This is a genomic window from Streptomyces graminilatus, from assembly GCF_001418565.1.
Taxonomy (GTDB): Bacteria; Actinomycetota; Actinomycetes; order Streptomycetales; family Streptomycetaceae; genus Streptomyces; species Streptomyces graminilatus.
The window spans coordinates 1-23299 of record NZ_LIQQ01000097.1 but is presented as its reverse complement, the minus strand read 5'-3'; the positions used below and the strand labels follow the sequence as shown (position 1 = coordinate 23299).

Sequence of the window (23299 nt, the reverse complement as noted above, 5' to 3'; positions counted from 1 at the left end):
GTGCGGGAGACAGGCGGCCTGACCAGCAAGGATGGGAAGCGGAAGATGGACAAGCAGCAGGAGTTCGTGCTCCGGACGTTGGAGGAGCGTGACATCCGGTTCGTCCGGCTGTGGTTCACGGACGTGCTGGGCTTCCTCAAGTCGGTGGCCGTGGCCCCGGCGGAGCTGGAGCAGGCCTTCGACGAGGGCATCGGCTTCGACGGCTCCGCGATCGAGGGATTCGCTCGCGTGTACGAGTCCGACATGATCGCCAAGCCGGACCCGTCGACGTTCCAGATCCTCCCGTGGCGCGCGGAGGCCCCCGGCACCGCCCGGATGTTCTGCGACATCCTCATGCCGGACGGCTCGCCGTCCTTCGCGGACCCGCGCTACGTCCTCAAGCGGGCCCTCACCCGCGGCTCCGACCTGGGCTTCACCTTCTACACCCACCCGGAGATCGAGTTCTTCCTGCTGAAGGACAAGCCGCTGGACGGCACCCGTCCGACCCCGGCCGACAACTCCGGCTACTTCGACCACACCCCGACCCACGTCGGCCAGGACTTCCGCCGCCAGGCGATCACCATGCTGGAGTCCATGGGCATCTCGGTCGAGTTCTCCCACCACGAGGGCGCCCCCGGCCAGCAGGAGATCGACCTCCGCTACGCCGACGCGCTCTCCACCGCCGACAACATCATGACGTTCCGCCTGGTCATGAAGCAGGTCGCGCTGGAGCAGGGCGTCCACGCGACCTTCATGCCGAAGCCGTTCTCCGAGCACCCCGGCAGCGGTATGCACACTCACCTCTCCCTCTTCGAGGGCGACCGCAACGCGTTCTACGAGTCCGGCTCGGAGTACCAGCTCTCCAAGGTCGGCCGCTCGTTCATCGCCGGCCTGCTGAAGCACGCGGCGGAGATCGCGGCCGTCACCAACCAGTGGGTGAACTCGTACAAGCGCATCTGGGGCGGCTCGGAGCGCACTGCGGGCGCCGGCGGCGAGGCACCCTCGTACATCTGCTGGGGTCACAACAACCGCTCGGCCCTGGTCCGCGTCCCGATGTACAAGCCCGGCAAGACGGGCTCGGCGCGCGTCGAGGTCCGCTCCCTGGACTCGGGCACCAACCCGTACCTGGCGTACGCCCTCCTGCTGGCCGCCGGCCTCAAGGGCATCGAGGAGGGCTACGAGCTGCCGCCGGGCGCCGACGACGACGTCTGGGCCCTCTCGGACGCCGAGCGCCGCGCGATGGGCATCGAGCCGCTCCCGCAGAACCTGGGCGAGGCGCTCACGCTCATGGAGCGCAGCGAACTGGTCGCCGAGACCCTCGGCGAGCACGTGTTCGACTTCTTCCTGCGCAACAAGCGGCAGGAGTGGGAGGAGTACCGCTCCGAGGTGACCGCGTTCGAGCTGCGGAAGAGCTTGCCTGTGCTGTAGCGCTCCGCTTGGTGCGCTGAGGTTCTGTTCCTCGGGCCGTGGTCACAGTTGCGGTCTGTGGGGGCTGGTCGCGCAGTTCCCCGCGCCCCTTCGGGGGCGCGGGTGCTGGCCTGCGCTTTTAGGCTTGCGCCTCTGTCAGGAGTTTGTGCAGGGGCTTTGTTGCCCGCTGGCGGTATTCCTGGATTGCCCAGCCGTTGCCGTCCGGGTCCTTGAAGTACATGAACGTGGCGCCGTCGTCCGGTGAGAACCGCATCGGCTCCGACACCTCCAGGCCGCGCTCGACCAACTCGGCGTGGGCCGCCTTGATGTCGGCGACGCAGAGCTGGAGGCCCTGGTACGAGCCCGGGGCCGGGGTCGGGCCGTCCATCGTCTCCCAGATGGTGTCACCGAGGGCGATCGAACAGCCCGAGCCCGGGGGCGTGAGCTGGACGATGCGCATCCCCGGCATGATCTCCTGGTCGATGTCGACGTGGAAACCGGCCTTGTCGCGGTAGAAGTCACGGGCCCGGTCGATGTCGCTCACGGGCAGCGGGATCACTTCGAGCGTGTACTGCATCGCTGGTCCTCCGGATCGCCTGTATCGCCTGTACCGCCTGTACGGAACGCTCCCCTTACCGAAGCCGAAAACCCGGCCCGGCGCCACCGAAACGGCCACGGTGGTGGCGGAGGCCGCCGTTCCGACCAGCGCGGACATCCGCCCGGTCCGACCCGGACCGTCCGGCGCTTCCCACGGCCTCTCCGGTTACGCTCGTGGGCGTACGACCTTGATCCGAAGGTTCGGACGGTTCTGACGGTAGCGACGGGACTGACGGTTTTTTGACGGGAGACCCAGGATGATGGCGCCGGGGCGCAGGAGCAGTACCTTCACTCGGCTGCTGCGGCACGGCTTCACCGATCCCTCCGCCGCCGAGCGGCTCCTCGACAGCGCCGAGTTCGCCCCGATGCGGGACGACCCGGTGCTGCTCGACGCGCTGGGCGCGACCGCCGACCCGGATCTCGCGCTGCTCGGCCTCGTACGGCTCGTCGAGGCGCAGGACGGCCGGACCGCCCGGCACGAGCTGCTGGACACGGTGATAGCGGCCAAGCCGCTGCGCGACCGGCTCCTCGGGGTGCTCGGCGCCTCCGCCGCCCTCGGCGACCACCTGATCCGGCATCCCCGCGACTGGCAGGCCCTCGCGATGTACGAGCCCCGGGATCTCCACCCCGGGGTGGAGGAGTTCGAGCGCGGGCTCGCCCAGGCCACCGACCCCGTGTCGTTGCGCGTCGCCTACCGGCGCTGCCTGCTGTCCATCGCCGCCCGCGACGTGTGCGGCACCACCGACCTCGCGGAGACCGCCGCCGAACTGGCCGACCTCGCCACCGCGACCCTGCGCGCCGCCCTCGCCCTGGCCAGGACCGCCGCGCCCGACGACGCCGCACTGTGCCGGCTCGCCGTCATCGCGATGGGCAAGTGCGGCGGCCATGAGCTGAACTACGTGTCCGACGTCGATGTCATCTTCGTCGGCGAGGCCGTGGACGGGGCCGACGAGGGGAAGGCGCTGCGCGCCGCCACCCGGCTCGCCTCGCACCTCATGCGGATCTGCTCCGAGACCACCGTCGAGGGGAGCATCTGGCCCGTCGACGCCAATCTGCGCCCCGAGGGCCGCAACGGCCCGCTGGTGCGCACCCTCAGCAGCCATCTCGCCTACTACCAGCGCTGGGCCAAGACCTGGGAGTTCCAGGCCCTGTTGAAGGCCCGCCCGGTCGCCGGTGACGTCCTGCTGGGGGAGGCCTACGTCGCCGCGCTCGCCCCGCTCGTCTGGCATGCCGCCGAACGCGAGAACTTCATCGTCGACGTGCAGAAGATGCGCCGCCGGGTCATCGAGAACATTCCCGTCGCCGAGGTCGAGCGGGAGCTGAAGCTCGGCCCCGGCGGTCTGCGGGACGTCGAATTCGCTGTCCAGCTCCTCCAGTTGGTGCACGGTCGCGCCGACACCTCCCTGCGCAGCGGCACCACCCTGGACGCCCTCGGCGCGCTCGCCGAGGGCGGCTATGTGGGCCGGGCGGATGCCCAGCAGCTCGACGACGCCTACCGGTTCCTGCGGTCCATGGAGCACCGCATCCAGTTGTTCCGCCTGCGGCGCACCCACCTGGTCCCCGAGGACGAGGCCGATCTGCGGCGCATCGGGCGCTCGCTGGGGCTGCGCACCGACCCGGTGGCCGAGCTGAACCGGGAGTGGAAACGGCACGCGTCCGTCGTACGGCGGCTGCACGAGAAGCTCTTCTACCGGCCGCTGCTCGACGCCGTCGCCCAACTCGCGCCCGGCGAGGCCAGGTTGAGCACGGTCGCGGCGCGGGAGCGGCTGGTCGCCCTCGGGTACGCCGATCCGGCCGCCGCGCTCCGGCACCTGGAGGCACTGGCCAGCGGGGTGAGCCGCAAGGCGGCCATCCAACGGACGCTGCTGCCCGTCCTGTTGGGCTGGTTCGCCGACTCCGCCGACCCGGACGCCGGACTGCTCAACTTCCGCAAGGTCTCGGACGCGCTGGGCCGGACCCCCTGGTATCTGAGGCTGTTGAGGGACGAAGGCGCCGCCGCCGGAAACCTCGCCCGTGTCCTGTCCGCCGGGCGACTCGCCCCCGACCTGCTGATGCGGGCACCCGAGGCCGTCGCGCTGCTCGGCGACGGGGACGGCGGAGGCCAGTTGGAGCCACGCGGACGCGCCCACCTGGAGCAGGAGATACTGGCCGCCGTCGGCCGCGCCGACACCGGCGAACAGGGCGTGTACGCGGCGCGCGGTGTCCGCCGCCGCGAACTCTTCCGTACGGCCGCCGCCGACATCGTCGGCTCCTACGGCACCGAACAGTCGCCCGCCGAGGCCGACCAGGGCGCCCTGGTGGACCGCGTCGGCGGCGCGCTCTCCGACATCACGGCGGCGACCCTCGCCGGGACCCTGCGCGCGGTCGTACGGGACGGCTGGGGAGACACCCTGCCGTGCCGGTTCGCGATCATCGGCATGGGCCGCTTCGGCGGGCACGAGCTGGGCTACGGCTCCGACGCCGACGTCCTGTTCGTCCACGAACCCCGTGAGGGCGTCGACGAGCACGAGGCGTCCAAGGCCGCGAACACCGTCGTGTCCGAGATGCGCCGGCTCCTCCAAGTACCCAGCGCCGACCCGCCGTTGCTCATCGACGCGGATCTGCGCCCGGAGGGCAAGTCGGGGCCGATGGTCCGGACCCTGACGTCGTACGAGGCGTACTACCGCCGCTGGTCCCTCGGTTGGGAGTCGCAGGCACTGCTGCGGGCCGAAGCCGTCGCTGGGGACGCGGAGTTGGGGCAGCGGTTCATTGACCTCATCGACCCGCTGCGCTACCCGGCGGAGGGGCTCGGCGACGACGCGGTGCGCGAGATCCGGCGCCTGAAGGCGCGTATGGAGTCGGAGCGGATGCCTCGCGGCGCCGATCCGACCCTGCACACCAAGCTCGGACGGGGCGGTCTGTCGGACGTGGAGTGGACCGTCCAGTTGCTCCAGCTCCAGCACGGGTGGGCCGAACCGGGGCTGCGGACGACCCGTACCCGAGAGGCCCTGGCCGCCGCCTGTGCCGCCGGGCTGATCTCCGGGGAGGACGCGGCGATACTGGACGAGGCGTGGGTCCTGGCCACCCGGGTGCGCAACGCGGTGATGCTGGTGCGCGGCCGGGCCGGGGACACCTTCCCCTCGGACGGGCGCGAGCTGGGCGCCATAGGGCGTTATCTGGGGTACGGGCCCGGCCATGTCGGCGACATGATCGACGCGTACCGGCGGACCACCCGACGGGCCCGAAGTGTTGTGGACACGCTGTTCTACGGGGCGGCGGGATAGGCCCGCAGGGCAGAAGCAGAAGGGGACAGGTGACCTTCTGCCGTCAGGGCTTGACCGGGAGCAGCGGGCCGCCCCGCCCCTGCACCGGGACCAGCTTCGGCAGGGCGTAGGGGAGGGCGCCGTACCAGAGGCGGGCCACCGTGAAGCCGAAGGCCAGGCACATCAGGCCGCCGACCGCGTCCAGCCAGAAGTGGTTGGCGGTGGCGACGATCACCACCAGGGTGGCCACCGGGTAGAGCAGCCCCAGCACCCGCACCCAGGGCACCGAGGACAGCGCGAAGATCGTCAGGCCGCACCAGGTGGACCAGCCGATGTGCATCGACGGCATCGCCGCGTACTGGTTCGACATGTGCTTGAGGTCGCCGGAGGCCATCGAACCCCAGGTGTGGTGGACCAGCACCGTGTCGATGAAGTCGCCGCCGTTCATCAGCCGGGGCGGGGCCAGTGGATACAGGTAGTAACCGACCAGTGCCACGCCGGTGGTTGCGAAGAGGGTCAGGCGGGTCGCCGCGTAACGCCCGGGATGACTACGGTAGAGCCACACCAGTACACCAAGAGTGACCACGAAGTGCAGTGTGGCGTAGTAGTAGTTCATGCCCACGATCAGCCATGACACCGAATCCACAGCGTGGTTGACCGACTGCTCGACGGCGATGCCCAGGCTGTGCTCCAGCTTCCAGAGCCAGTCCGCGTTGCGCAGCGCCTCGGCCTTCTGCTCGGGCACGGCGTTGCGGATCAGTGAGTACGTCCAGTAACTGATCGCGATCAGAAGGATTTCGAACCACAGCCGTGGCCGGCGCGGAGTGCGCGCTTTGCGCAGCAGTCCCTTGACCACGTGGCCGTTCCCCTCCGCCATTTCGTCCGGGACGGAGTGCGGTACGGCCCGGTCGTGGCCTTCCCTTGTCGTCACGGTCGTCTCACCCATGGACACAGAGTCTGCCAGATTCGGTCCCCTCCCAGATCCTCCCTCGGTCCAGTCCCGCTCGCACGTTCTACGGCGGGAGGGCACCCCGTTCTCCTACCAGGGGACTGCCCGAAGCGGGGCATTTCTCCACCCTAGGGACGAGTGCGTTCCCCAGGAGCCGAGGCTGTCGAACCCCGGACCACCAGCTCGGGCATGAACACGAACTCGCTGTGCGGAGCCGGCGTACCGCCGATCTCCTCAAGCAGCGTGCGCACGGCGGCCTGGCCCATCGCCGGGACCGGCTTGCGGACCGTGGTGAGGGGCGGGTCGGTGAAGGCGATCAGGGGGGAGTCGTCGAAACCCACGACCGAGACGTCCCGGGGGACCTCCAGACCGCGCTGTCTGGCCGCCCGTATCGCGCCCAGCGCCATCATGTCGCTCGCGCACACCACCGCCGTGCAGTCCCGGTCGATCAGCGCCATGGCCGCCGCCTGGCCGCCCTCCAGGGTGTACAGCGAGTGCTGGACGAACCGCGTCTCCACGTCCTGTGCCGTCAGGCCCAGCAGATCCTGCATCGCCCGTACGAAGCCCTCGATCTTGCGCTGCACCGGCACGAAACGCTTCGGGCCGAGGGCCAGCCCGATACGGGTGTGACCGAGTGAGACGAGATGCGTCACCGCGAGGGTCATCGCGGCGCGGTCGTCGGGGGAGATGAACGGCGCCTGCACCTTGGGGGAGAAGCCGTCCACCAGGACGAACGGCACGCCCTGGGCGCGGAGTTGGTCGTAGCGTGTCATGTCGGCGGAGGTGTCCGCGTGCAGCCCGGAGACGAAGATGATGCCGGCCACGCCCCGGTCGACGAGCATCTCCGTCAGCTCGTCCTCCGTGGAGCCGCCGGGCGTCTGGGTGGCCAGGACAGGCGTGTAGCCCTGCCTGGTCAGGGCCTGCCCGATGACCTGCGCCAGGGCCGGGAAGATCGGGTTCTCCAGCTCCGGGGTGATCAGGCCCACCAGGCCCTCGCTGCGCTGGCGCAGCCGGACCGGGCGCTCGTACCCCAGTACGTCGAGGGCGGCGAGCACGGTCTGGCGGGTGGTGGCGGCGACGCCCGGCTTCCCGTTCAGGACCCGGCTGACCGTCGCTTCGCTCACCCCCGCTTGGGCGGCGATGTCGGCAAGCCGTGTGGTCACAGGGCTGGACTGTACCGGCCGCCCCTCGCCTTGCCCACCGAACGGGCGCCGGGCACGGGCCGTCGGACGGCCCGCTGTGCGGCCCGTCGGCCGGCCGGGCAGGCCGCCCGCCGCTGCGGGTTGCTGCGTCATCGCGCGCTCCCTCGTGGGTCTGGCATGGGTCTCAAGGGCGTACATGGCAAGAGCTTGCAGAGTCTTGCACAAGTGTCCAAGATCCCGCTGGGCAGCGGTAGAACGGGGGATCGGGAGGGTTGATGGCAGGCGCTTCGGGGGTCACGGTGTGTTAACTGTCGTCGGTTCTTGCAATTTTTTACAGCAAGGTCTTTCGTCGTACTTGCAGGGCTGTTACGTTCACGTCGCTCGGCGGCGGCAACGGTGCGGCCGGACAGTCGGCGGCGACGGCGGACGGGCCCGTTACCGCCAGTACACGGGCTTTCATCCTCAAGGAGAACTCATGCGGCGTGGCATAGCGGCCACCGCGCTGGTGGCGTCCATCGCTCTCGCGGCGACGGCCTGCGGCGGAGGCAGCGGCAAGGCCGACGGTCCGGTCACCATCACCTGGTGGGACACCTCCAACGCCACCAACGAGGCGCCGGCGTACCAGGCCCTGGCCAAGGAGGGGTGACGCTCCGCTGGGAGGGCCGCGATGTGCCGTCGATCGTCTGCGGCCGCGTCGTGGCTGGTCGCGCAGTTCCTCGCGCCCCTTCGGGGCACGGGTCGGCGGCCACGGTGACTATCCGACCCCGCTGTCACCGCGGCCGCTGTTGTCCAACGGTTCGACCACGCCCGTCTTCAGAGGCGCGGGGCTGTATCGAACTGCGGCTCCGCCGCGGGGCGCGACCAGCCCCCACCGGCCCGCAGCCGACAAAGCTCCTCGACAACCCATGACCCGAACTCCATTACGCAGCAAGGACGTTATGAGCCAGCACTCGACCGCTCCGGCCCCGACCTCCACCGCCGACGCAGTCGCCGCCCACCGCGACTGGTGGCGCGACGCCGTGATCTACCAGGTCTACCCCCGCAGCTTCGCCGACAGCAACGCCGACGGAATGGGCGACCTGGAAGGCGTCCGCACCCGCCTCCCGTACCTGCGTGACCTGGGCGTCGACGCCGTATGGCTCAGCCCCTTCTACGCCTCCCCGCAGGCCGACGCCGGCTACGACGTCGCCGACTACCGTGCGGTGGACCCGATGTTCGGGTCGCTGCCGGCCGCGGACGCCCTGATCCGCGACGCCCACCAGCTGAACCTCAGGATCATCGTCGATCTGGTCCCCAACCACTCCTCCGACCAGCACGAGTGGTTCAAGCGGGCGGTCGCGGAAGGCCCCGGCTCCCCACTCCGGGCCCGCTACCACTTCCGCCCCGGCAAGGGCGGGAACGGCGAACTCCCGCCCAACGACTGGGAGTCCGTCTTCGGCGGCCCGGCCTGGACCAGGATCACCGAACCCGACGGCACCCCTGGCGACTGGTACCTGCACCTCTTCGCGCCCGAGCAGCCCGACTTCAACTGGGAACACCCGGCCGTCGGGGACGAGTTCCGCTCGGTGCTCCGCTTCTGGCTGGACATGGGCGTCGACGGATTCCGGATCGACGTCGCACACGGACTGGTGAAGGCGGAGGGCCTCCCGGACCTCGGAATCCACGACCAAGTCAGGCTCCTGGGCAACGATGTCATGCCGTTCTTCGATCAGGACGGCGTACACGCCATCTACCGCGAATGGCGCCTGATCCTCGACGAGTACGCGGGAAATAAGAAAGGGCCCGAAGGGCCTTCCTTGAAAGGGCGGCGGCGGGAGACGGGTGGGCGCATTTTTGTGGCCGAGGCCTGGACCCCGACCATCGAGCGCACGGCGAACTACGTCCGCCCGGACGAACTCCACCAGGCCTTCAACTTCCAATACCTGAGCACCTATTGGGACGCGGCGGAACTGAAGGCCGTCATCGACCGCACCCTCGACGCCATGCGCCCGGTGAACGCCCCCGCCACCTGGGTCCTGTCGAACCACGACGTGACCCGCCACGCGACGCGCTTCGCCAACGAGCCCGGCCTCGGCACCCAGATCCGCCTGGCCGGAGACCGGGCACTGGGCCTGCGCAGAGCACGCGCGGCAACCCTCCTCATGCTGGCGCTGCCCGGCTCGGCCTACGTCTACCAGGGCGAGGAGCTCGGCCTCCCGGACGTCGTCGACCTCCCGGACGAAGTCCGCCAGGACCCCGCGTACTTCCGGGGCGCCGGCCAGGACGGCTTCCGCGACGGCTGCCGGGTGCCGATCCCATGGACCCGCGAGGGCCAGTCGTACGGCTTCGGCGGGGGCGGCTCCTGGCTTCCGCAGCCGGCGGAGTGGGGCGAGCTGAGCGTAGAGGCACAGACGGGCACGCCCGACTCCACCCTGGAGCTGTACCGCAGCGCCCTCACCGCCCGCCGCGAACACCCCGGCCTCGGTGCGGGCGACTCCGTCGAGTGGCTGAAGGCCCCCGAGGGCGTCCTCGCCTTCCGGCGCGGCGACTTCGTCTGCGTCGCGAACACGAGCGGCGAGTCGGTCACGATCCCGGCGTACGGCGAGATCCTGGTCGCCAGCGGCGAAGTGACCGTCGCGGAGGCCGAGGCGAAGCTCCCGTCGGACACGACGGTCTGGTGGACGACTGCCTGACGACTGCTTGAGGCCGAACCTGCCTGGCCCGCCGCCCGGTTCGGGCGGTGGGCCAGGCACGGTCTCGACAGTCGCGGGGCCCGCATGGCGATGCGCGGCGAGGGAGGCGAAAATGAGATGAGCCAGTGACCGGCGGACTCATCCAGGACAGGTGATCGCTCATGTGCCGATGGCTCGCTTACTCGGGTACACCCCTGCTTCTCGACACCATCCTCTACAGACCGCAACACTCGCTGATCGATCAGAGTCTCCACTCCAGTCTGGGTGTCGAGACCACCAACGGCGACGGTTTCGGCGTCGGATGGTACTCGGAGGAAAGCATCGACACCCCGGCCCTGCTCAAGGACGTAGGCCCCGCCTGGAACAACCGCAACCTGAGGGAGATCGCGGACCATGTCCGCTCTGGGTTGTTCTTCGCCCACATACGGGCGTCGACCGGTACCGCGGTGCAGCAGACGAACTGCCACCCCTTCCGGCACGGCCGCTGGATGTGGATGCACAACGGTGCCATCACAGGGTTCCACCTCATACGCCGCGAGCTGGCCATGCTCGTCGACCCTGACATGTTCTCCGACATCGAGGGAACGACGGACTCGGAGATGATGTTCTACCTGGCGTTGACCTTCGGCCTGGACGAGGACCCGCCCGGTGCCGTGGCCAGGATGGCGGGGGTGGTGGAGCGCATCGGCCACGACCACGGTGTGGAGTTCCCGCTCCAGATGACGGTCGCCGTGACCGACGGCGAGAGCCTGTGGTCCTTCCGCTACTCGAGCCAGGGCGAATCCCGGTCGCTGTTCTACAGCACCCGCGTGGACGCGCTGCGCAAGCTGCACCCCGATATCCCGTTCCTGCGGGATGTGTCCGACGAGACCCGCCTCATCGTGTCCGAGCCTCTCGGTGATCTGCCGGGCGCCTGGAACGAGGTGCCCGAGGGCACCTACGGCGTCGTGCATGACGGTGCGGACGACATGCATTCCTTCGTCCCGATAGCGGCGTGACGGCTCAGGAACGTCGGTTGACGTCCTCTGACGTCCTCGTCGGCTCAGCGGGTTTTCCTGGTGGGCCGCTTCGAACCCTTGGCCTTGGCGGTGCTCGTGCTGCCGCGCCCTGGCTTCGCGGGCGGCACGCTCTTGCGGGTCGCGGCTTTGGTGGTGGCCTTCGTGGTGGCCTTCGTCGCGGTCTTCTTTGTGGCCTTCTCCGTGCCGGCGACCGTCAACTCCGGTGCTTTCCGGGTCGACGCCTTCCCGGCCGACGCCGTCGGCCACTTGAACTCGATCTCCAGCTCGACCTCCCCGTCGTCGATCTCGATCTCCACCTCGCTGCGCAGGTCGTCGGGGATCCGCAGGCTCAGCGTTCCGGCGCCGAGTTCCAGTTCGGCTTCCCCGCCCTCCCTCAGTGCGGCGGCGAGCGCTGCGAGTTGGTCGGCCGCCTCAAGGCGTGAGAGAGCGCGCTTCTGCTCGAACTTGAGGTCCTTCATGGGCGTCTCCGATCGGATGCGGCCTGCCCCGAACGACCGCGCGTTCGATCGCGCGGTCAATTGCGCGGTCAATTGCGCGGTCGGGTTTCGGCCGTCGGGCTACTCCCAATCTCGCGTTCCCGGGTTCACCGCGCACCTCGGGTGCCCGACGGGCGGTGCCCGACGAACGGCTCGCAGCCAGTACGCGCAGGTCAGAGCAGCACCCTTGCCCGCCCCCATGCGCGTGGCCCGGATGGGTTCTAGCTTTGAGAGGAGCTCATTTCTCCCTCGGGGCTCGATATCCACCAGACCCACCAGGAGGACAAGCGACATGGCCACTGCATCCGAAACCCCGGTACTGGACACTCTCGCCGCCATGACGGTCGACTCGATCGAGCGCTGCGGGATGCCCCCGGACCTGCTCGTCCTCACGCGTATCGCGGCACTCGCCGCCTCGGACGCCCCGCCCATCTCGTACGTGGCCAACATCGACCCCGCCCTCACGAGCGGCCTGACCGTCGAGCGGCTCCAGGACGTCCTGGTCGCCATCGCGCCCATCGTGGGCACCGCCCGCGTCATGACCGCCGCGGGGAACATCGCCAAGGCACTGGGCATCGCCATCGCGGTCGCCGACGCCGAAACCGACGCCCAGGGCTGAGCGCGGGGTGCCCGGCCGTCTGGCCCGCCGCCCGATTCGGACGGCGGGCCAGACGCTACGCGGCCGGGACACCCGAGGGGCCTTCTCGCCTCAGGGAGGCGATCACAGCGGAAAGGGCGGTGGTCACGCCGAGGCTCCCCATCATGACCATGCCCACCCCGACGACGAAGAGCCCGCTGGCGTCGTCGGACCAGTCGTAGAAGGCGGCGACGGTCAGACCGGCCGTGGTGCCGAGCACAGCGCCGTAGTTGTAACGCCGGGACGCCGCCCAGTACACCGACACCAGCAGGGTCAGCACCAGCCCGACCACCTGCCACGCCTCGTACGGCCCGCTCGTCGTGCCATCGGGCTGCGTGTCATATCGCTGGTCCCACCCCAGCCACCCGGCCCACGCGGCCATCGCCACCCCGGTCGTCAGAAGAGTCGCCAGCAGGTGGTGGACGGGTTTCGGGTTCGGTAGTTGTCGCTCCATGACCACAGGATTTCGGGTCGCTGTACGGCGGGACAGAGCGCAAGTACTCATCTCCGCCCTGAGCATGTGCCTCAGCTCAGCTCGGCGGACGCCCGGCGGAAAACGTCCCCGCACGTGGGGGATCGTATCGGCGCACGTTCAGCCAGGACGATCAGCGCATGGTGCAACTCCCTGCCCAGCCGGACAAGTTGGAGGCTGTACTGACCGCCCCTGTAGACGCACAGACGGAAGACGCTGACGGCATGTCCGTCACGTTCGTCGGTGAAGGGGTCCGGGAGCCCGGCGAGCAGTTCGTAGTCGCGCTTGCCGGTCACGGTATCCGCCACGACCTTGAGGGGCAGTGCGTCGATCTCCTCTGCGGACAACGAATCGTCGAGTGCCACCGCGTGCACGGCCAGGGCCGCGATGATCTCGATCGTCCGCTCACCTGCCGCCGTGCCGATCTCCCAGGCCCGCAGATTCTCGCGGCGCCGATCCTGCCGCCACGGCTCCTGGTGGTCCACGAGCGGCAGCAGAACACGGCCCAGAAGCGCGCCACGACTCCACAACTTGTCATGCTCCTAGGTCACGGCCGACCCTCTCTACGGCGGGTGGATGCCTGCGACCGAGGACTGGTCCCACTGGTCCGCCGACCACAGGTCTCCAACTTCCCGCTAAGGATGCCGAGTTGAGGTGGAGATGGCCACGAGTTCGACCTCGAACCCGTCGCTGTTCTCCAGGTAGGCCGCGTACTGCTGCTTTCCGCCGGCGTGAGGATGCTTTTCGGGGAACATCAGCGTCCAGCCGTTGCGCGACGCTCGCTCCACGAGGGAGTCGACGGCGTGATCGTCCTGGACGTGGAAGGCGAGATGGTTCAGCCCGGGAGCGCACCGGTCGTGGCGGTCCTGGGTGAGTGCGGGGGACTGCTCGAAGACGATGTACATGTGCCCGAGGCGCCAGCTACGGCCGCCTTCCCAGCTCTGGAAGAGTGCGTATCCCAGTTCCTCCAGCAGCCAACCCCATTGCGAGACAGCCCGATTGACGTCGGGAACCCAGAGTTCGACGTGGTGCAGCATTCCTGCGACCGGTGCGGCAACCGGAAGCTCCCGCTCGCGCGTCGGACTCTGCGACTGGAGCTCTGGGCCAGGTGTTTCGGTGGACACAAGGTGACCTTCCTCGGCGGGTGTTGGCGCCGCACGGTTCAGTTCAGGGTGAGGACCACGACGTGGTTGGTAGTGCGCCTACACAGCATGGAGGAGGACGCCGTTCGAATCCGGCCGCCCCGCCCTTCAACGGCCAGGGCGGGAAGTGGACGCGCACGGCCGTTCGTCCGGGGTGCGCTCGAATGCCCGCGCCGTGGCCATGGCCACGGACCTTTGGGTACGTACGGCCGCCGGCGCGCTCAGGCAGCCGACCCGGCTCCCGGCCCAACCCGCCTCGCCCGAGGTTCGCCGGCCTGCCCTGGCGGGCTCATTCCACGCTTGTGCTCAGGCGTCACTTTCATCGTGCGCCGTCTGTGGACGTACCGCCCCCGTACTGCGCGCGGGAGCCAACCCCGTCGTCAAGTCGGCCCGCTACACAAGGAGTTCGGGCACGTTCACCGTTCCGGGAAGAACCGTCGCGGTGTTCTCCCGCACCCCCTGACAAGGGCACTACCCTGGTGGGGCGGACCCCGGACCCAGGTCTGCCCCACCGGTGTGTCCAAGGGCGGCCAGATGGACGGCAACGGCAAGCGGACCGACACCACCGTGCTCGTCGTGGACGCCACCGCGGCCGGCCGGTACGCGATGAGTGCACTGCTCCGCCGCGCCGGTCACCAGGTCGTCCCGGTCGCCGGTGGCCACGAGGCGCTCGCCGAACTCGACGTACGGCTGCGCAAGGGCATCCTGCCCGACGTGGCCCTCGTCGATGTGAACCTGGCCGGGATGGGCGGGGTCGAGCTGTGCCGCCGGATCAAGGCCCGGCCGCACATGGCCGGACTGCCCGTCGTGCACTTCTCGGCTCCCTCGGCCTCCTCGACCTCGTCCGTGTCCCCGGGCGACCGCCGGGACGGGCTCGACGCGGGCGGGGAGGCGTATCTGGCGCTGCCCGCCGAGCCCGGGGAGATCGACGCGGTGCTGCGGGCCGCCGTCCGGGCCTCGCGGCTGCGGGCCGACGACCAGGCCCTCGCGCGGCGGCTGACCCGGCTGTCGGAGACGGTCTTCACCATCCAGGCGGCCCGCTCCCTCCAGGAACTCGCCGACGCCGCCGCCGAGGGCACCGCACGGCTCACCGGCTCTCCCGCCGCCGTGTTCTTCCTCGGCCCCGACGACGAGCTGTACCGCGCCACCTCCCGCGACCGCACCTCGCTCGCCATGCCGGACGAGGGCGCCCACCGCGCCGTGGCGGGACTGCTCCGGCGGCTCACCCACGGCCACAGCGGGGTACGGATCACCACGGTGCCCGCGCCGCTGTGGCCCGCCGGGTTCTTCCGGCCGGGCCTGGAGCACGACGCCCGCCTGGTGCTGATCCCCACCGAGGACGGCAGGGCCTCGGTGTGCCTGGCCACGCCCACCCGTGGCGCGCGCCGGGTGAGTCCCGAGACCGAGTCCCTGGTGGCCCGGCTCGCCCAGGCCACCGTGCTCGCCGCCGAGCCGCTGCTCATGTACCAGGTCGAGCGGCATGTCGCCCTCACCCTCCAGCACAGCTTCCTGCCCCGTCCCGACCGGCTGCCCGACCTCCCGGGCATCGACGTCGTCGTCCGGTACGTGCCCGCCTCCCGCGACGCCGAGATCGGCGGCGACTTCTACGCCGCCCTGCGCACCGACGACGGCGTCCTCGCCGCGGTCGGTGACGTCGTCGGGCACTCGCTGGACGCGGCCACCGTCATGGTCGAGATCCGGCACGCCCTGCGCGCCTACTGCGTCGACGAGACCGACCCGGCCGTGCTCGCCGAGCGCCTCGACCGGATGCTCCGGCGCTACCACCGCGAGGTCACCGCCACGGTCTGCCTGGTCCACGTCGACCCGGGCACCGGGCGGGCCCGGATCGCCAACGCGGGGCACATCCCGCCGCTGATCATCCGTGACACCGGCAGTGCCGAGTACGCCAAGGCGGCGGGCCCGCTGCTCGGCGTGGGCCTCGCCCATCCGCCGCCCACCGAACTGTTCCTCGAACCCACCGACCGGCTCCTCATGGTCACCGACGGTCTGATCGAGACCCGGGGCGCCGACCTCGCGGACTCCATGGAACACCTGCGCGCGGCGGCCTCCGGCGCGCTGCCCGGCCTGGACGCCCTCTGCGACACCCTGCTGGTCTCCTTCGGCCACGACCGCGAGGACGACATCGCGATGCTGGCGCTGCGGCTCGACGACGGCTCCTGACGGCCGCAGGCCGGAGCCCGCCCGGGAGCCCGCTGGTCAGGGCTGCGGTTAGGGTGAGGTGGCCGTGCAGTCTGTCGTACGAAACCGTGTCGTACGAAACCGTAGAACAGGGGTTTGACCCATGCCGCAGATCACCGTCGACTACTCGGGCTCGCTGGCCGAGTCCTTCGACCGGCGCGCGTTCGCGCTCGCGCTGCACGAGGAGGTCGTCGCCACGGCGAAGGCGAAGCCCGAGGCGTGCAAGACGCAGTTCCGCCGCACCGAGGACGCCACGGTCGGCGCGGACACCGAGGGCCACGCGATCGTGCACGTGTGGATCGGCATGCTCACCGGGCGCACGGTCGAGACAAAGGCCCAACTGACCGAAGCGGTACTGGAGTTGGTACGCACCCATGTGAAGCCGGTCGACGGACTCGCCCTGCACGGCTCGGTGGAGGTCCGCGAACTCGACGACTCCTACCGGAAGTTCGACGGCTGAGCCGACAGCCCGGTCACCGGTCACCTGTTGGCGTTGTTCGTGGCTAGGACGCGAGCGAGATCAGCCGGGTGACCAGGTCGCTGAACGGGCCGTCCACGGGCTCCTGTTGGAGCATCCGGCGCAGCAGGACGGCCATCTCCTCGTCATAGGCGGCGCTCACGGCGGCCAGCGCCGCGAAGTCGTGCACGAGCTGCGCCTCCAGCTCGCGACGCGGCACGCGGCGCCCGTCCAGCCAGATCAGCGCGGTGGACTCGACGAGCGATATCCACGTCCGGATGACCAACTCCAGCCGCGCGGGCGCGTCTTCGGCCTTCAGGTCCAGATGCGACAGGATCTGGACGTACGCGGCCTGTCGTACGGTGTCGATGAGCGCGTTCGTCGCCGAGGCGCCGCTCGAACGCGTCTCGTCCGCGGAGACCGCCGGACCGCCGCGCATCAACGCCGCGAAACCGGGCCCGTGTTCGTCGACGAAGTCGAAGAACCGGCGCATCACGCGCAGCAGCCGAGCCCCCAGCGGGCCTTCCTGCGGTTCCATGAACCGGCCCGCCAGGTCGTCCGACGCCCGCTTCAACGCGGCCTCGTACAGGCTGAGTTTGCCGGGAAAGTAGTGGTAGACCAATGGTCGCGAGATACCCGCGGCCGACGCGATCTCGTCGATGGAGACCTCGTCGGGCGAGCGGCGGCTGAACAGTTCGAGGGCGACGCCGATCAACTGCTGCCGGCGTTCCTCGACTCCCATTCTGCGGCGAACCCCGGTTGTCATGCGAACACCTTACCGATCGGATACGGGCCGCAACGGACGGGTCCGACCGGGGATGTTCACAAATCCAGCACAAGTGGACCGTGTTGCGCCCGGGGCGCCCGGCAACGTCTGCTCGACATGGTGTCGACGCGCCGACGGGCAGCCGGTGGGGAGGAACTCCCGCACCGACTGCCCGTCAGTGTTCGCGACTGCCCGTCAGTGTCCGCGTCGGCCGTCAGTGTCCGCGTCTGCCGACGCCGGTGCCGGCGTCCGGTTAGGTCAGCGCAGCCCTCCGACGGCCCGCCCGTCCTTCAGCGTCCCCCTCAACCCGGCCTGCGCCCCCTGTCGGGTCTTCGCCGCCAGCAGAGCGCCCCGCGCCGACGAGTCGACCCCGCCCGTCGCCGTGATAGACGCCGTGTTCTCGGAGCCGGCGGCCAGCATGTACCACTCACCCGCCCCCGACTTCCACAGCACACCGGCGAGGACGTTCGGGTCGCGCGGACCGCACGCCGGGCTGCTCTCGGACTTCGCCGCGACCGCCCCGTACTGCCCGCCCGGCGTGTGGAACTGGGCCAGCACCCGCGCACCCTCGCCCCGCCAGGTCTCGGCGCGGGTGCACACCCAGTCGGCGGCGCCGCTCGCGTCGGGCAGCGGCTGCCGCGCGTACCGCCAGGCGTTCACGGAGCGCACGCCCTGGGAGTGCATCGCGGCGAGCGAGCAGGCGAACGGCGACCACGTCGCCAGCGCCGACCGGGCCGAGGCCTCGCGGGGTGCGGTCGGGCGGCCCGTGGTGAGGTGGGCCGGGACCAGTTCGGCGAGGTCGCTCAGCAGCCGGGCGCCACCTGCGTCGGTCACCTGGAGCGTGTTCCAGGACTGGCAGGTGCCGGTCTGCGCGATCGGGCTGGCCAGCAGCCCGGTCACCCCGTCCGTCAGACCCAGGTCGATCGGCGCCCCGGCCGGCTTGCGCAGGTCCCGCATCTGCGCCTTGAGCACCCAAGGGGCCGTCAGATAGCGGACGTTGCCGTCGGCCCGGTCGAGGACCACCGCGTCGGCCTCGGCGCCGGTCGCGCCGTCCACCCGGGCGAAGTCGAGGGCGGCCCCGCTCGTGCCGTCCTTCGGTTCGGCGTACCGGGCGATGCGCAGACCGTCGTACAGGATCACCACACGGGCGGCGTCGACCGTACCCGCGTAGAGGAGCTGGGGCGGGCCGGCCGGGCCGCCGGACGGCGTGCCCGGGGTCGCCGAGACCTGGACCGTCTCGCCGGGGCGGGCCCAGACGGCGAGGGCGCGCCGCAGCAGGGCGCTGTCGTCGACGAGATCACCGCGCGCGGGCCAGACGGAGAAGTCGGTACGCGCGGACGACTTCCAGGCGGCGGCCGGTACGAGGGTCAACCGGGCCGGATCCAGGGCCGCTTCGGCGGCCGGGTTCTGCGCGTACGCGGGGGCGGCGGCGCCGTCCGGGGCCCAGCCGTCGCCGGGCAGACCGAGCAGCGTGCCGCACACCGCGACAGCCGTGGCGGCGACCAGCGCGGCCTTGAGATGCTGCCTGCGCCGCATCAGGTCGGTCGGGCGGGCCTGGAGCGAACAGGCGTCGAACTCGGCTGAGTCGAGCAGCGCGTACTGCGCCGGGACCCGGTCCGCCTCGCGGAGCGCCTCGATCGGCCGGTCGACCCCGGCGGCCTCAAGCGCGGCGCGTACGTCGGAGTCCGGGAGCTTCTCCAGACCGCGCAGGACGTACGCGGCCCGGGCGGGCCCGGAGAGGGCCGACAGCCGCTGGTCCAGGGCGAGTTCCTCGGCGCCGCCCGAACGCGGGAAGAGCCGCAGGCCCCACACCTGGGGGAGCAGCGCCGGCAGTTGCGACCGCTTCGGCAGCGTGCGGCCCCGCCACGGCTGGCCCGCCGCGAGTGCCGTACGCAGCACCTGGAGGCGGACGAGCGCGTAACCGGGGTCGCCCGCGCGGCCCTTCTGCTGGGCCGGGATCGAGGCCGCCGCCGTACGGCCCCTGGGCAGCGCGCGCTGGGTGAGGGCGTGCGCGGTCAGGACGCGCCGGCGCAGGCCAAGGCTCGGCGGCAGCACCAGATAGGCGAGCCGGACGAGCCGGGGGTAGTGCTCGACGAGCGCGGCCTCGGCCTGCTCCACGTCGACGACGGGGCGGCCCTTGGCGCGGTTACCGGTGGCGGGGCTGAAGGCGACATCCTGTGACTGCACGTTCAGCAGAACGAGCGAATGGTCGGATGGTCACCTGGCCGTCCCGGAGCCGGCCTTCGGGACCGTCCCCGGGATCAGGTGCCGGTCAGGCGTGGGTCAGGCGTCGGTCAGGCGTCGGGGTCGGTCAGCAGACGGGCGTAGTTCGCCATCGACCGCTGGTAGCGCGGCAGATGGGGAGCGAGGGCGCCGAGGACCAGCGAGAGGCCCTCCCGGTCGCGGCCGAGACTGGACAGACACAGCGCCAGACACCCTCGTACGGCATCGTCCAACTCGTCTGAGGGGGCGTCGAGTTCGGGCGTGAGCAGCTTGACGCCCTCCTCGGCCTGCCCGATGTTGCGCAGCGAACTCGACAACTGGATCTTGGCGCGCCGGCCCTTGTACTGGCTCTCCTCGCCGAGCCCGCGCGCGAGCGCCTCACGGTAGAGCGGCACCGCCCGGTCGGAGTGGCCCGTCGAGTCCCAGGCGCAGGCCTGCTCGAAGAAGGCCAGGGGGCTGTCGGCGGGCAGTTCGGCGACGAGAGTGTCGATCAGGGCGCGGAAGTCGGCCCCGTGATCCTCGTCGTAGTCGTCGAAGGTGGCCCAGGCGGCGGCCACACGCTCTTCCCAGTCTGCGTTCACTTGCCCACTCTCGCACACGCGTTCCCTGATTGAGTGGTCTGCGCCCGGCAGCCGTATCGAGAGCGAGGGCCCCTCGACGGGGCCTTCCGAGGCATGGGCCGAGAGTAATGTCGGCGGCGAACGGACCGGAGGACGAACAGATGATGGTGACGCGACCGAAGCTCGCGGCTGCCGCGGTCACAGCCGTGGCGGCGCTGGCACTGACGGGCTGCTCGGGCGGCGGCGGCGACCGGGCGGCAACGCAGATCGACGCCGTTCCGGTGGCCGCGACCGGCAGCCTGGAGCAGCTCGCGAGCAAGGTGGGCTGCGAGCCGATCATGCAGATCGACGCCGACGAGCTCCGCCAGGCGGCCTGCAAGACCACCACCTACGGCAAGTTCCTGCTCCTGACCTACGCCACCGACCGCGGCCAGCGCGAGTGGATCGACGGGGCCAAGGACTACGGCGGTTTCTACCTCCTCGGCCGCAAGTGGACCGTGGTCGGCTCCCAGAAGGGGATCGCGAAACTGCAGACCAAGCTCGGCGGGACCACAGAGGTGGGCGCCGACCACCACGCGGGCGGTGGTGGCGGGGCGAGCCACTCGGCCGGCCACGGCGGCTGAGTGCGAGCGGCAGAACACCAAGAAAGCCGGTGGCNNACCGGCTTTCTTGGTGTTGAAGTGGCCCACCGTCGGTGCGACGGTGGGCCACTCAGGGAATTACTGGCAGTTCTGACCGCTGTTGATGCAGTTGACCATCTTGTTCATCGTGTTCTGCGAGAAGAAGTTGATGAAGTCGTTGTGGTCGGTGATCGGCTTGTGCAGGTTCTCCGGGAAGGTGTCCACCGCGTAGGGGTTGATCACCTGGCCGTTCTGCAGCTTCGGGGCCGGGACGTTGTAGACCAGACGGACCTGGAGCTGGGGGATCGCCTTGAAGCCGTTGGCGCAGGAGCCGTCGCCCTGGACGAAGGCCACGTGAGTGCGGTGGTTCGCACTGTCGATGTTCTTGCCGTCCCAGCAGCTCTGGAAGTCGGTCGTGCGGACCACCTGGCTGCCCTGCGGGCAGATCGGGTACTTGTCCTTCAGCTGCACCTTGTTCTCGAAGCCGGTGCAGCTCCAGTTGACGTTGGCGTTCGCGTTGCCGTTGATGAAGGCCTTGGCGTCACCGGTGATGATGCGAAGGGCGGTCGGCATCGCGACGACGTTGCCCTTCTTGTTGCCGACGAACTTGATCTGGGCCTGGGAGGCCTGGAGGATCTGGCCGACGTTGCCCTCCTTGCCACCGCCGTCCCGGTTCTGGTCGAAGTCCTGCGTGCCGTTCTGGAGACGGAGGACCGGCCAGAAGTACGAGGACTTGTCGCCCTGGTTCTGGCAGCTCGTGCCCGCCGCGGCCAGCTTCTGGTCGTTGGCGAACGCGTCGTTGCTCTGGTTGCCGACGTAGTCGTGCAGGTGGTGCGCGCCGTTGCTGACACCGGGGGCCACGATCACGTTGTCCGTGTTGTGGTTCTTGTTCCCGTTGGTGCCACAGTTGCTGGTGAACGAGCCACGCGAGCCGCTGTTGCCGTTCGCGGGGAGACCGTTCTGGCCGACACCGAGCTGGGCGTTGCCCTGGACCTTGGTGATGTCGACGAAGTCGGCAGCCACCGGACCGTTGCCGCCCTGGCCGCCGCCGGCGGCCTGGCCCTGGCCGTTCTGGCCGTTGTTCTGGCCTTGGCCCTGACCGTTGTTCTGGCCCTGACCGTTGTTGTTCTGGCCCTGACCCTGGCCGTTGTTCTGGCCACCGTTGTTCTGGCCGTTGTTCTGACCCTGACCCTGACCCTGGCCGTTGTTCTGGCCCTGGCCCTGGCCCTGGCCGTTGTTCTGGCCGTTGCCCTGGTTGCCCTGGCCCTGGCCGGCGTTGGTCTGAGGCGCTGCGGCCGCGACGCCGGTGCACTGGGCGAACTGGCCCAGGTTGTCGGCCCCGGAACCACCGGACCGCTTGATGTTGATGCGGATCCGGTCGATCGCCGCGAAGCGCTTGTCCTTCAGCGGGCCGAGAATCGCGTTCTGGACGAAGCCGGTGTCACCGGCCTGCGCCTGCCTGCTGGAGGCGAGACGCGCGTAGGCCTCGGTGATCTGGTTGTCGAGGTTCGCGAGCTCTCTGTCCACCCCGGCGCGGGCGCCGCCCGGGACGTTCGTGAGCTTCTGGCCGACGTCCGGGCACTGGATCGAGACGATCTGTGCGGCAGCGGCCTTGATCTGGTTCTGGGCGCCGTTCTCCTCGTGTGCGGAGGCGTAGAAATTCGCCCAGACAAGTCCACCGCCACCGATCGCGAGGGCCGCGGATGCGGCCACGGCGCGAACGGCCATCGGTGAGCGTCGTTTACGTGCATTGCGTCCCATGGAACTCCTCTGACTTCCTTGCGGGGCTATCGAGGCGCCCGACAGGAGTGAAGCGGCGTCCATTCATACGAGGGGGGCCTCAGGAGTGTTCAGCCGCCTCAGAAATTAATGAGAGATTCGGAGGACAATTCAGCATGAACTCCACTTGCTGTACCGGGAGTTGCGGATCCCTTACCGCAAGTGGCCGTCGAGGGAGCGAATCGCGTCGACTTTGGCGTGTTTTCAGCGCCCTTGGTCGAGATACGCGAGTACGGCCAGAACACGCCGGTTGTCGTCGTCCGACACCTCAAGTCCGAGTTTGGCGAAGATGTTCGAGGTGTGCTTGGCGATCGCCCGCTCCGTGACAACAAGCTGCCCCGCGATCGCCGCGTTCGAACGTCCCTGCGCCATGAGTTCCAGAACCTCCGACTCCCGGGGCGTCAGCCGCCCCAGCGGCCGGCCGTCCCCGGCGCGCCCCGCCAGCAGTTGCCGGATCACCTGTGGGTCCATGGCGGTCCCGCCCGCCGCGACCCTCCGTACGGCGTCCACGAACTGCTCCGCGTCGAACACCCGGTCCTTGAGCAGATAGCCGACCCCGCCGACCCCGTCCGCCAGCAACTCCCGTGCGTACAACCGCTCCACGTGCTGCGACAGCACCAGTACCGGCAGCCCCGGCCGCTCCCGGCGGGCCCGCAGCGCGCACTGGAGCCCCTCGTCGGTGTGCGTCGGCGGCAGGCGTACGTCGACCACCGCGACGTCCGGTGCCAGCTCGGCGAGCGCCCGGTCCAGCTCGGGCCCGCTCTCCACCGCCGCGGCGATCTCGAAGTCGTACGCCTCCAGCAGCCGGACCAGTCCGTCGCGCAGCAGGAACAGGTCTTCGGCTAGGACAACTCGCAAGGAATCTCCAGGGTCACCACGGTGGGACCGCCAACCGGGCTGCTGACGGCCAGGACGCCGTCGAATGTACCGATCCGCCGCGCCACCCCGGCCAGCCCCGACC

21 protein-coding genes and 1 pseudogene are annotated in these 23299 nt (G+C 70.0%); 10 read left to right on the top strand and 12 right to left on the bottom strand.

The window, feature by feature from the left end; genetic code table 11:
- The first annotated feature begins 45 nt into the window (after positions 1-45).
- Positions 46-1407 (top strand): glutamine synthetase family protein, encoded by a 1362-nt coding sequence (locus AOK08_RS10170; protein WP_055525174.1) that lies wholly within the window; start codon positions 46-48, stop codon positions 1405-1407.
- 118 nt (positions 1408-1525) lie between these two features.
- Here AOK08_RS10170 and AOK08_RS10165 read toward each other — a convergent pair whose 3' ends face one another.
- Entirely contained in the window at positions 1526-1963 is a 438-nt protein-coding gene (locus AOK08_RS10165; RefSeq protein ID WP_055525157.1) for a VOC family protein, read from the bottom strand.
- A gap of 277 nt (positions 1964-2240) precedes the next feature.
- Between AOK08_RS10165 and AOK08_RS10160 the strand changes: the two genes are divergently transcribed.
- A complete protein-coding gene (locus tag AOK08_RS10160; protein ID WP_055525156.1) occupies positions 2241-5246 on the top strand; it encodes a bifunctional [glutamine synthetase] adenylyltransferase/[glutamine synthetase]-adenylyl-L-tyrosine phosphorylase in 3006 nt (1001 codons plus the stop codon).
- 43 nt (positions 5247-5289) lie between these two features.
- Here AOK08_RS10160 and AOK08_RS10155 read toward each other — a convergent pair whose 3' ends face one another.
- Together AOK08_RS10155 and AOK08_RS10150 are read right to left on the bottom strand one after the other, a co-directional pair.
- Positions 5290-6171, bottom strand: a complete 882-nt coding sequence (locus AOK08_RS10155) for a phosphatase PAP2 family protein (protein WP_055525155.1) — start codon at positions 6169-6171, stop codon at positions 5290-5292.
- Positions 6172-6302: 131 nt separating this feature from the next.
- Positions 6303-7337 (bottom strand): LacI family DNA-binding transcriptional regulator, encoded by a 1035-nt coding sequence (locus AOK08_RS10150; protein WP_055525154.1) that lies wholly within the window; start codon positions 7335-7337, stop codon positions 6303-6305.
- 454 nt (positions 7338-7791) lie between these two features.
- Between AOK08_RS10150 and AOK08_RS44495 the strand changes: the two are divergent.
- From AOK08_RS44495 to AOK08_RS10140, 3 genes and pseudogenes are all read left to right on the top strand, one after another.
- Positions 7792-7956: pseudogene (locus AOK08_RS44495) on the top strand (extracellular solute-binding protein); the annotation flags it as partial.
- 298 nt (positions 7957-8254) lie between these two features.
- On the top strand, positions 8255-9988 hold the full coding sequence (locus tag AOK08_RS10145; protein WP_055525153.1) for a glycoside hydrolase family 13 protein: 1734 nt from the start codon (positions 8255-8257) through the stop codon (positions 9986-9988).
- 161 nt (positions 9989-10149) lie between these two features.
- Complete coding sequence (locus tag AOK08_RS10140) at positions 10150-10986, top strand: class II glutamine amidotransferase (RefSeq protein ID WP_055525152.1); 837 nt, start codon at positions 10150-10152, stop codon at positions 10984-10986.
- Between the two features lie 44 nt (positions 10987-11030).
- Here AOK08_RS10140 and AOK08_RS10135 read toward each other — a convergent pair whose 3' ends face one another.
- A complete protein-coding gene (locus AOK08_RS10135) occupies positions 11031-11465 on the bottom strand; it encodes an amphi-Trp domain-containing protein (protein WP_055525151.1) in 435 nt (144 codons plus the stop codon).
- 310 nt (positions 11466-11775) lie between these two features.
- On the opposite strand from AOK08_RS10135, the gene AOK08_RS10130 reads away from it, so the two are divergent.
- Complete coding sequence (locus AOK08_RS10130) at positions 11776-12102, top strand: hypothetical protein (RefSeq protein WP_055525150.1); 327 nt, start codon at positions 11776-11778, stop codon at positions 12100-12102.
- A gap of 55 nt (positions 12103-12157) precedes the next feature.
- On the opposite strand, the gene AOK08_RS10125 is transcribed toward AOK08_RS10130, so the two are convergent.
- The 3 genes from AOK08_RS10125 to AOK08_RS10115 all read right to left on the bottom strand — a co-directional run bounded on the left by AOK08_RS10125 (position 12158) and on the right by AOK08_RS10115 (position 13629).
- Complete coding sequence (locus AOK08_RS10125; RefSeq protein ID WP_055525173.1) at positions 12158-12574, bottom strand: hypothetical protein; 417 nt, start codon at positions 12572-12574, stop codon at positions 12158-12160.
- A 71-nt stretch (positions 12575-12645) separates the two neighbouring features.
- Complete coding sequence (locus AOK08_RS10120; RefSeq protein ID WP_157876631.1) at positions 12646-13077, bottom strand: hypothetical protein; 432 nt, start codon at positions 13075-13077, stop codon at positions 12646-12648.
- Positions 13078-13227: 150 nt separating this feature from the next.
- Positions 13228-13629, bottom strand: a complete 402-nt coding sequence (locus tag AOK08_RS10115) for a VOC family protein (RefSeq protein ID WP_055525148.1) — start codon at positions 13627-13629, stop codon at positions 13228-13230.
- 286 nt (positions 13630-13915) lie between these two features.
- Between AOK08_RS10115 and AOK08_RS48860 the strand changes: the two genes are divergently transcribed.
- The 3 genes from AOK08_RS48860 to AOK08_RS10105 all read left to right on the top strand — a co-directional run bounded on the left by AOK08_RS48860 (position 13916) and on the right by AOK08_RS10105 (position 16393).
- Entirely contained in the window at positions 13916-14197 is a 282-nt protein-coding gene (locus AOK08_RS48860; RefSeq protein WP_422125730.1) for an alpha-1,6-glucosidase domain-containing protein, read from the top strand.
- 71 nt (positions 14198-14268) lie between these two features.
- On the top strand, positions 14269-15915 hold the full coding sequence (locus tag AOK08_RS10110) for a SpoIIE family protein phosphatase (protein ID WP_055525172.1): 1647 nt from the start codon (positions 14269-14271) through the stop codon (positions 15913-15915).
- A gap of 121 nt (positions 15916-16036) precedes the next feature.
- The gene (locus AOK08_RS10105) at positions 16037-16393 is read left to right on the top strand and encodes a 5-carboxymethyl-2-hydroxymuconate Delta-isomerase (protein WP_055525147.1); all 357 of its coding nucleotides are present in this window, start codon (positions 16037-16039) and stop codon (positions 16391-16393) included.
- 43 nt (positions 16394-16436) lie between these two features.
- Here the strand turns inward: AOK08_RS10105 and AOK08_RS10100 are convergent, their stop codons facing one another.
- The 3 genes from AOK08_RS10100 to AOK08_RS10090 all read right to left on the bottom strand — a co-directional run bounded on the left by AOK08_RS10100 (position 16437) and on the right by AOK08_RS10090 (position 19960).
- A complete protein-coding gene (locus AOK08_RS10100; protein WP_107100908.1) occupies positions 16437-17156 on the bottom strand; it encodes a TetR/AcrR family transcriptional regulator in 720 nt (239 codons plus the stop codon).
- 258 nt (positions 17157-17414) lie between these two features.
- Positions 17415-19343 (bottom strand): hypothetical protein, encoded by a 1929-nt coding sequence (locus AOK08_RS10095; protein WP_055525145.1) that lies wholly within the window; start codon positions 19341-19343, stop codon positions 17415-17417.
- A 107-nt stretch (positions 19344-19450) separates the two neighbouring features.
- On the bottom strand, positions 19451-19960 hold the full coding sequence (locus AOK08_RS10090; RefSeq protein ID WP_055525144.1) for a tetratricopeptide repeat protein: 510 nt from the start codon (positions 19958-19960) through the stop codon (positions 19451-19453).
- A gap of 140 nt (positions 19961-20100) precedes the next feature.
- On the opposite strand from AOK08_RS10090, the gene AOK08_RS10085 reads away from it, so the two are divergent.
- Positions 20101-20562, top strand: a complete 462-nt coding sequence (locus AOK08_RS10085; RefSeq protein ID WP_055525171.1) for a hypothetical protein — start codon at positions 20101-20103, stop codon at positions 20560-20562.
- Positions 20563-20658: 96 nt separating this feature from the next.
- On the opposite strand, the gene AOK08_RS10080 is transcribed toward AOK08_RS10085, so the two are convergent.
- Positions 20659-22320, bottom strand: a complete 1662-nt coding sequence (locus AOK08_RS10080) for a DUF1996 domain-containing protein (RefSeq protein WP_055525143.1) — start codon at positions 22318-22320, stop codon at positions 20659-20661.
- A gap of 222 nt (positions 22321-22542) precedes the next feature.
- Entirely contained in the window at positions 22543-23196 is a 654-nt protein-coding gene (locus AOK08_RS10075) for a LuxR C-terminal-related transcriptional regulator (RefSeq protein WP_055525142.1), read from the bottom strand.
- Positions 23197-23299: the final 103 nt, after the last annotated feature.

Excerpts from the sequence above, each read along its gene's own strand:
- AOK08_RS48860 (WP_422125730.1), top strand. The coding sequence starts at position 13,916 with ATGGCCACGGACCTTTGGGTACGTACGGCCGCCGGCGCGCTCAGGCAG.
- AOK08_RS10145 (WP_055525153.1), top strand. The coding sequence starts at position 8,255 with ATGAGCCAGCACTCGACCGCTCCGGCCCCGACCTCCACCGCCGACGCA.
- AOK08_RS10080 (WP_055525143.1), bottom strand. The coding sequence starts at position 22,320 with ATGGGACGCAATGCACGTAAACGACGCTCACCGATGGCCGTTCGCGCC.
- AOK08_RS10135 (WP_055525151.1), bottom strand. The coding sequence starts at position 11,465 with ATGAAGGACCTCAAGTTCGAGCAGAAGCGCGCTCTCTCACGCCTTGAG.
- AOK08_RS10155 (WP_055525155.1), bottom strand. The coding sequence starts at position 6,171 with ATGGGTGAGACGACCGTGACGACAAGGGAAGGCCACGACCGGGCCGTA.
- AOK08_RS10160 (WP_055525156.1), top strand. The coding sequence starts at position 2,241 with ATGATGGCGCCGGGGCGCAGGAGCAGTACCTTCACTCGGCTGCTGCGG.
- AOK08_RS10125 (WP_055525173.1), bottom strand. The coding sequence starts at position 12,574 with ATGGAGCGACAACTACCGAACCCGAAACCCGTCCACCACCTGCTGGCG.
- AOK08_RS10140 (WP_055525152.1), top strand. The coding sequence starts at position 10,150 with ATGTGCCGATGGCTCGCTTACTCGGGTACACCCCTGCTTCTCGACACC.
- AOK08_RS10115 (WP_055525148.1), bottom strand. The coding sequence starts at position 13,629 with ATGCTGCACCACGTCGAACTCTGGGTTCCCGACGTCAATCGGGCTGTC.
- AOK08_RS10100 (WP_107100908.1), bottom strand. The coding sequence starts at position 17,156 with ATGACAACCGGGGTTCGCCGCAGAATGGGAGTCGAGGAACGCCGGCAG.
- AOK08_RS10105 (WP_055525147.1), top strand. The coding sequence starts at position 16,037 with ATGCCGCAGATCACCGTCGACTACTCGGGCTCGCTGGCCGAGTCCTTC.
- AOK08_RS10110 (WP_055525172.1), top strand. The coding sequence starts at position 14,269 with ATGGACGGCAACGGCAAGCGGACCGACACCACCGTGCTCGTCGTGGAC.
- AOK08_RS10085 (WP_055525171.1), top strand. The coding sequence starts at position 20,101 with ATGATGGTGACGCGACCGAAGCTCGCGGCTGCCGCGGTCACAGCCGTG.
- AOK08_RS10165 (WP_055525157.1), bottom strand. The coding sequence starts at position 1,963 with ATGCAGTACACGCTCGAAGTGATCCCGCTGCCCGTGAGCGACATCGAC.
- AOK08_RS10170 (WP_055525174.1), top strand. The coding sequence starts at position 46 with ATGGACAAGCAGCAGGAGTTCGTGCTCCGGACGTTGGAGGAGCGTGAC.
- AOK08_RS10130 (WP_055525150.1), top strand. The coding sequence starts at position 11,776 with ATGGCCACTGCATCCGAAACCCCGGTACTGGACACTCTCGCCGCCATG.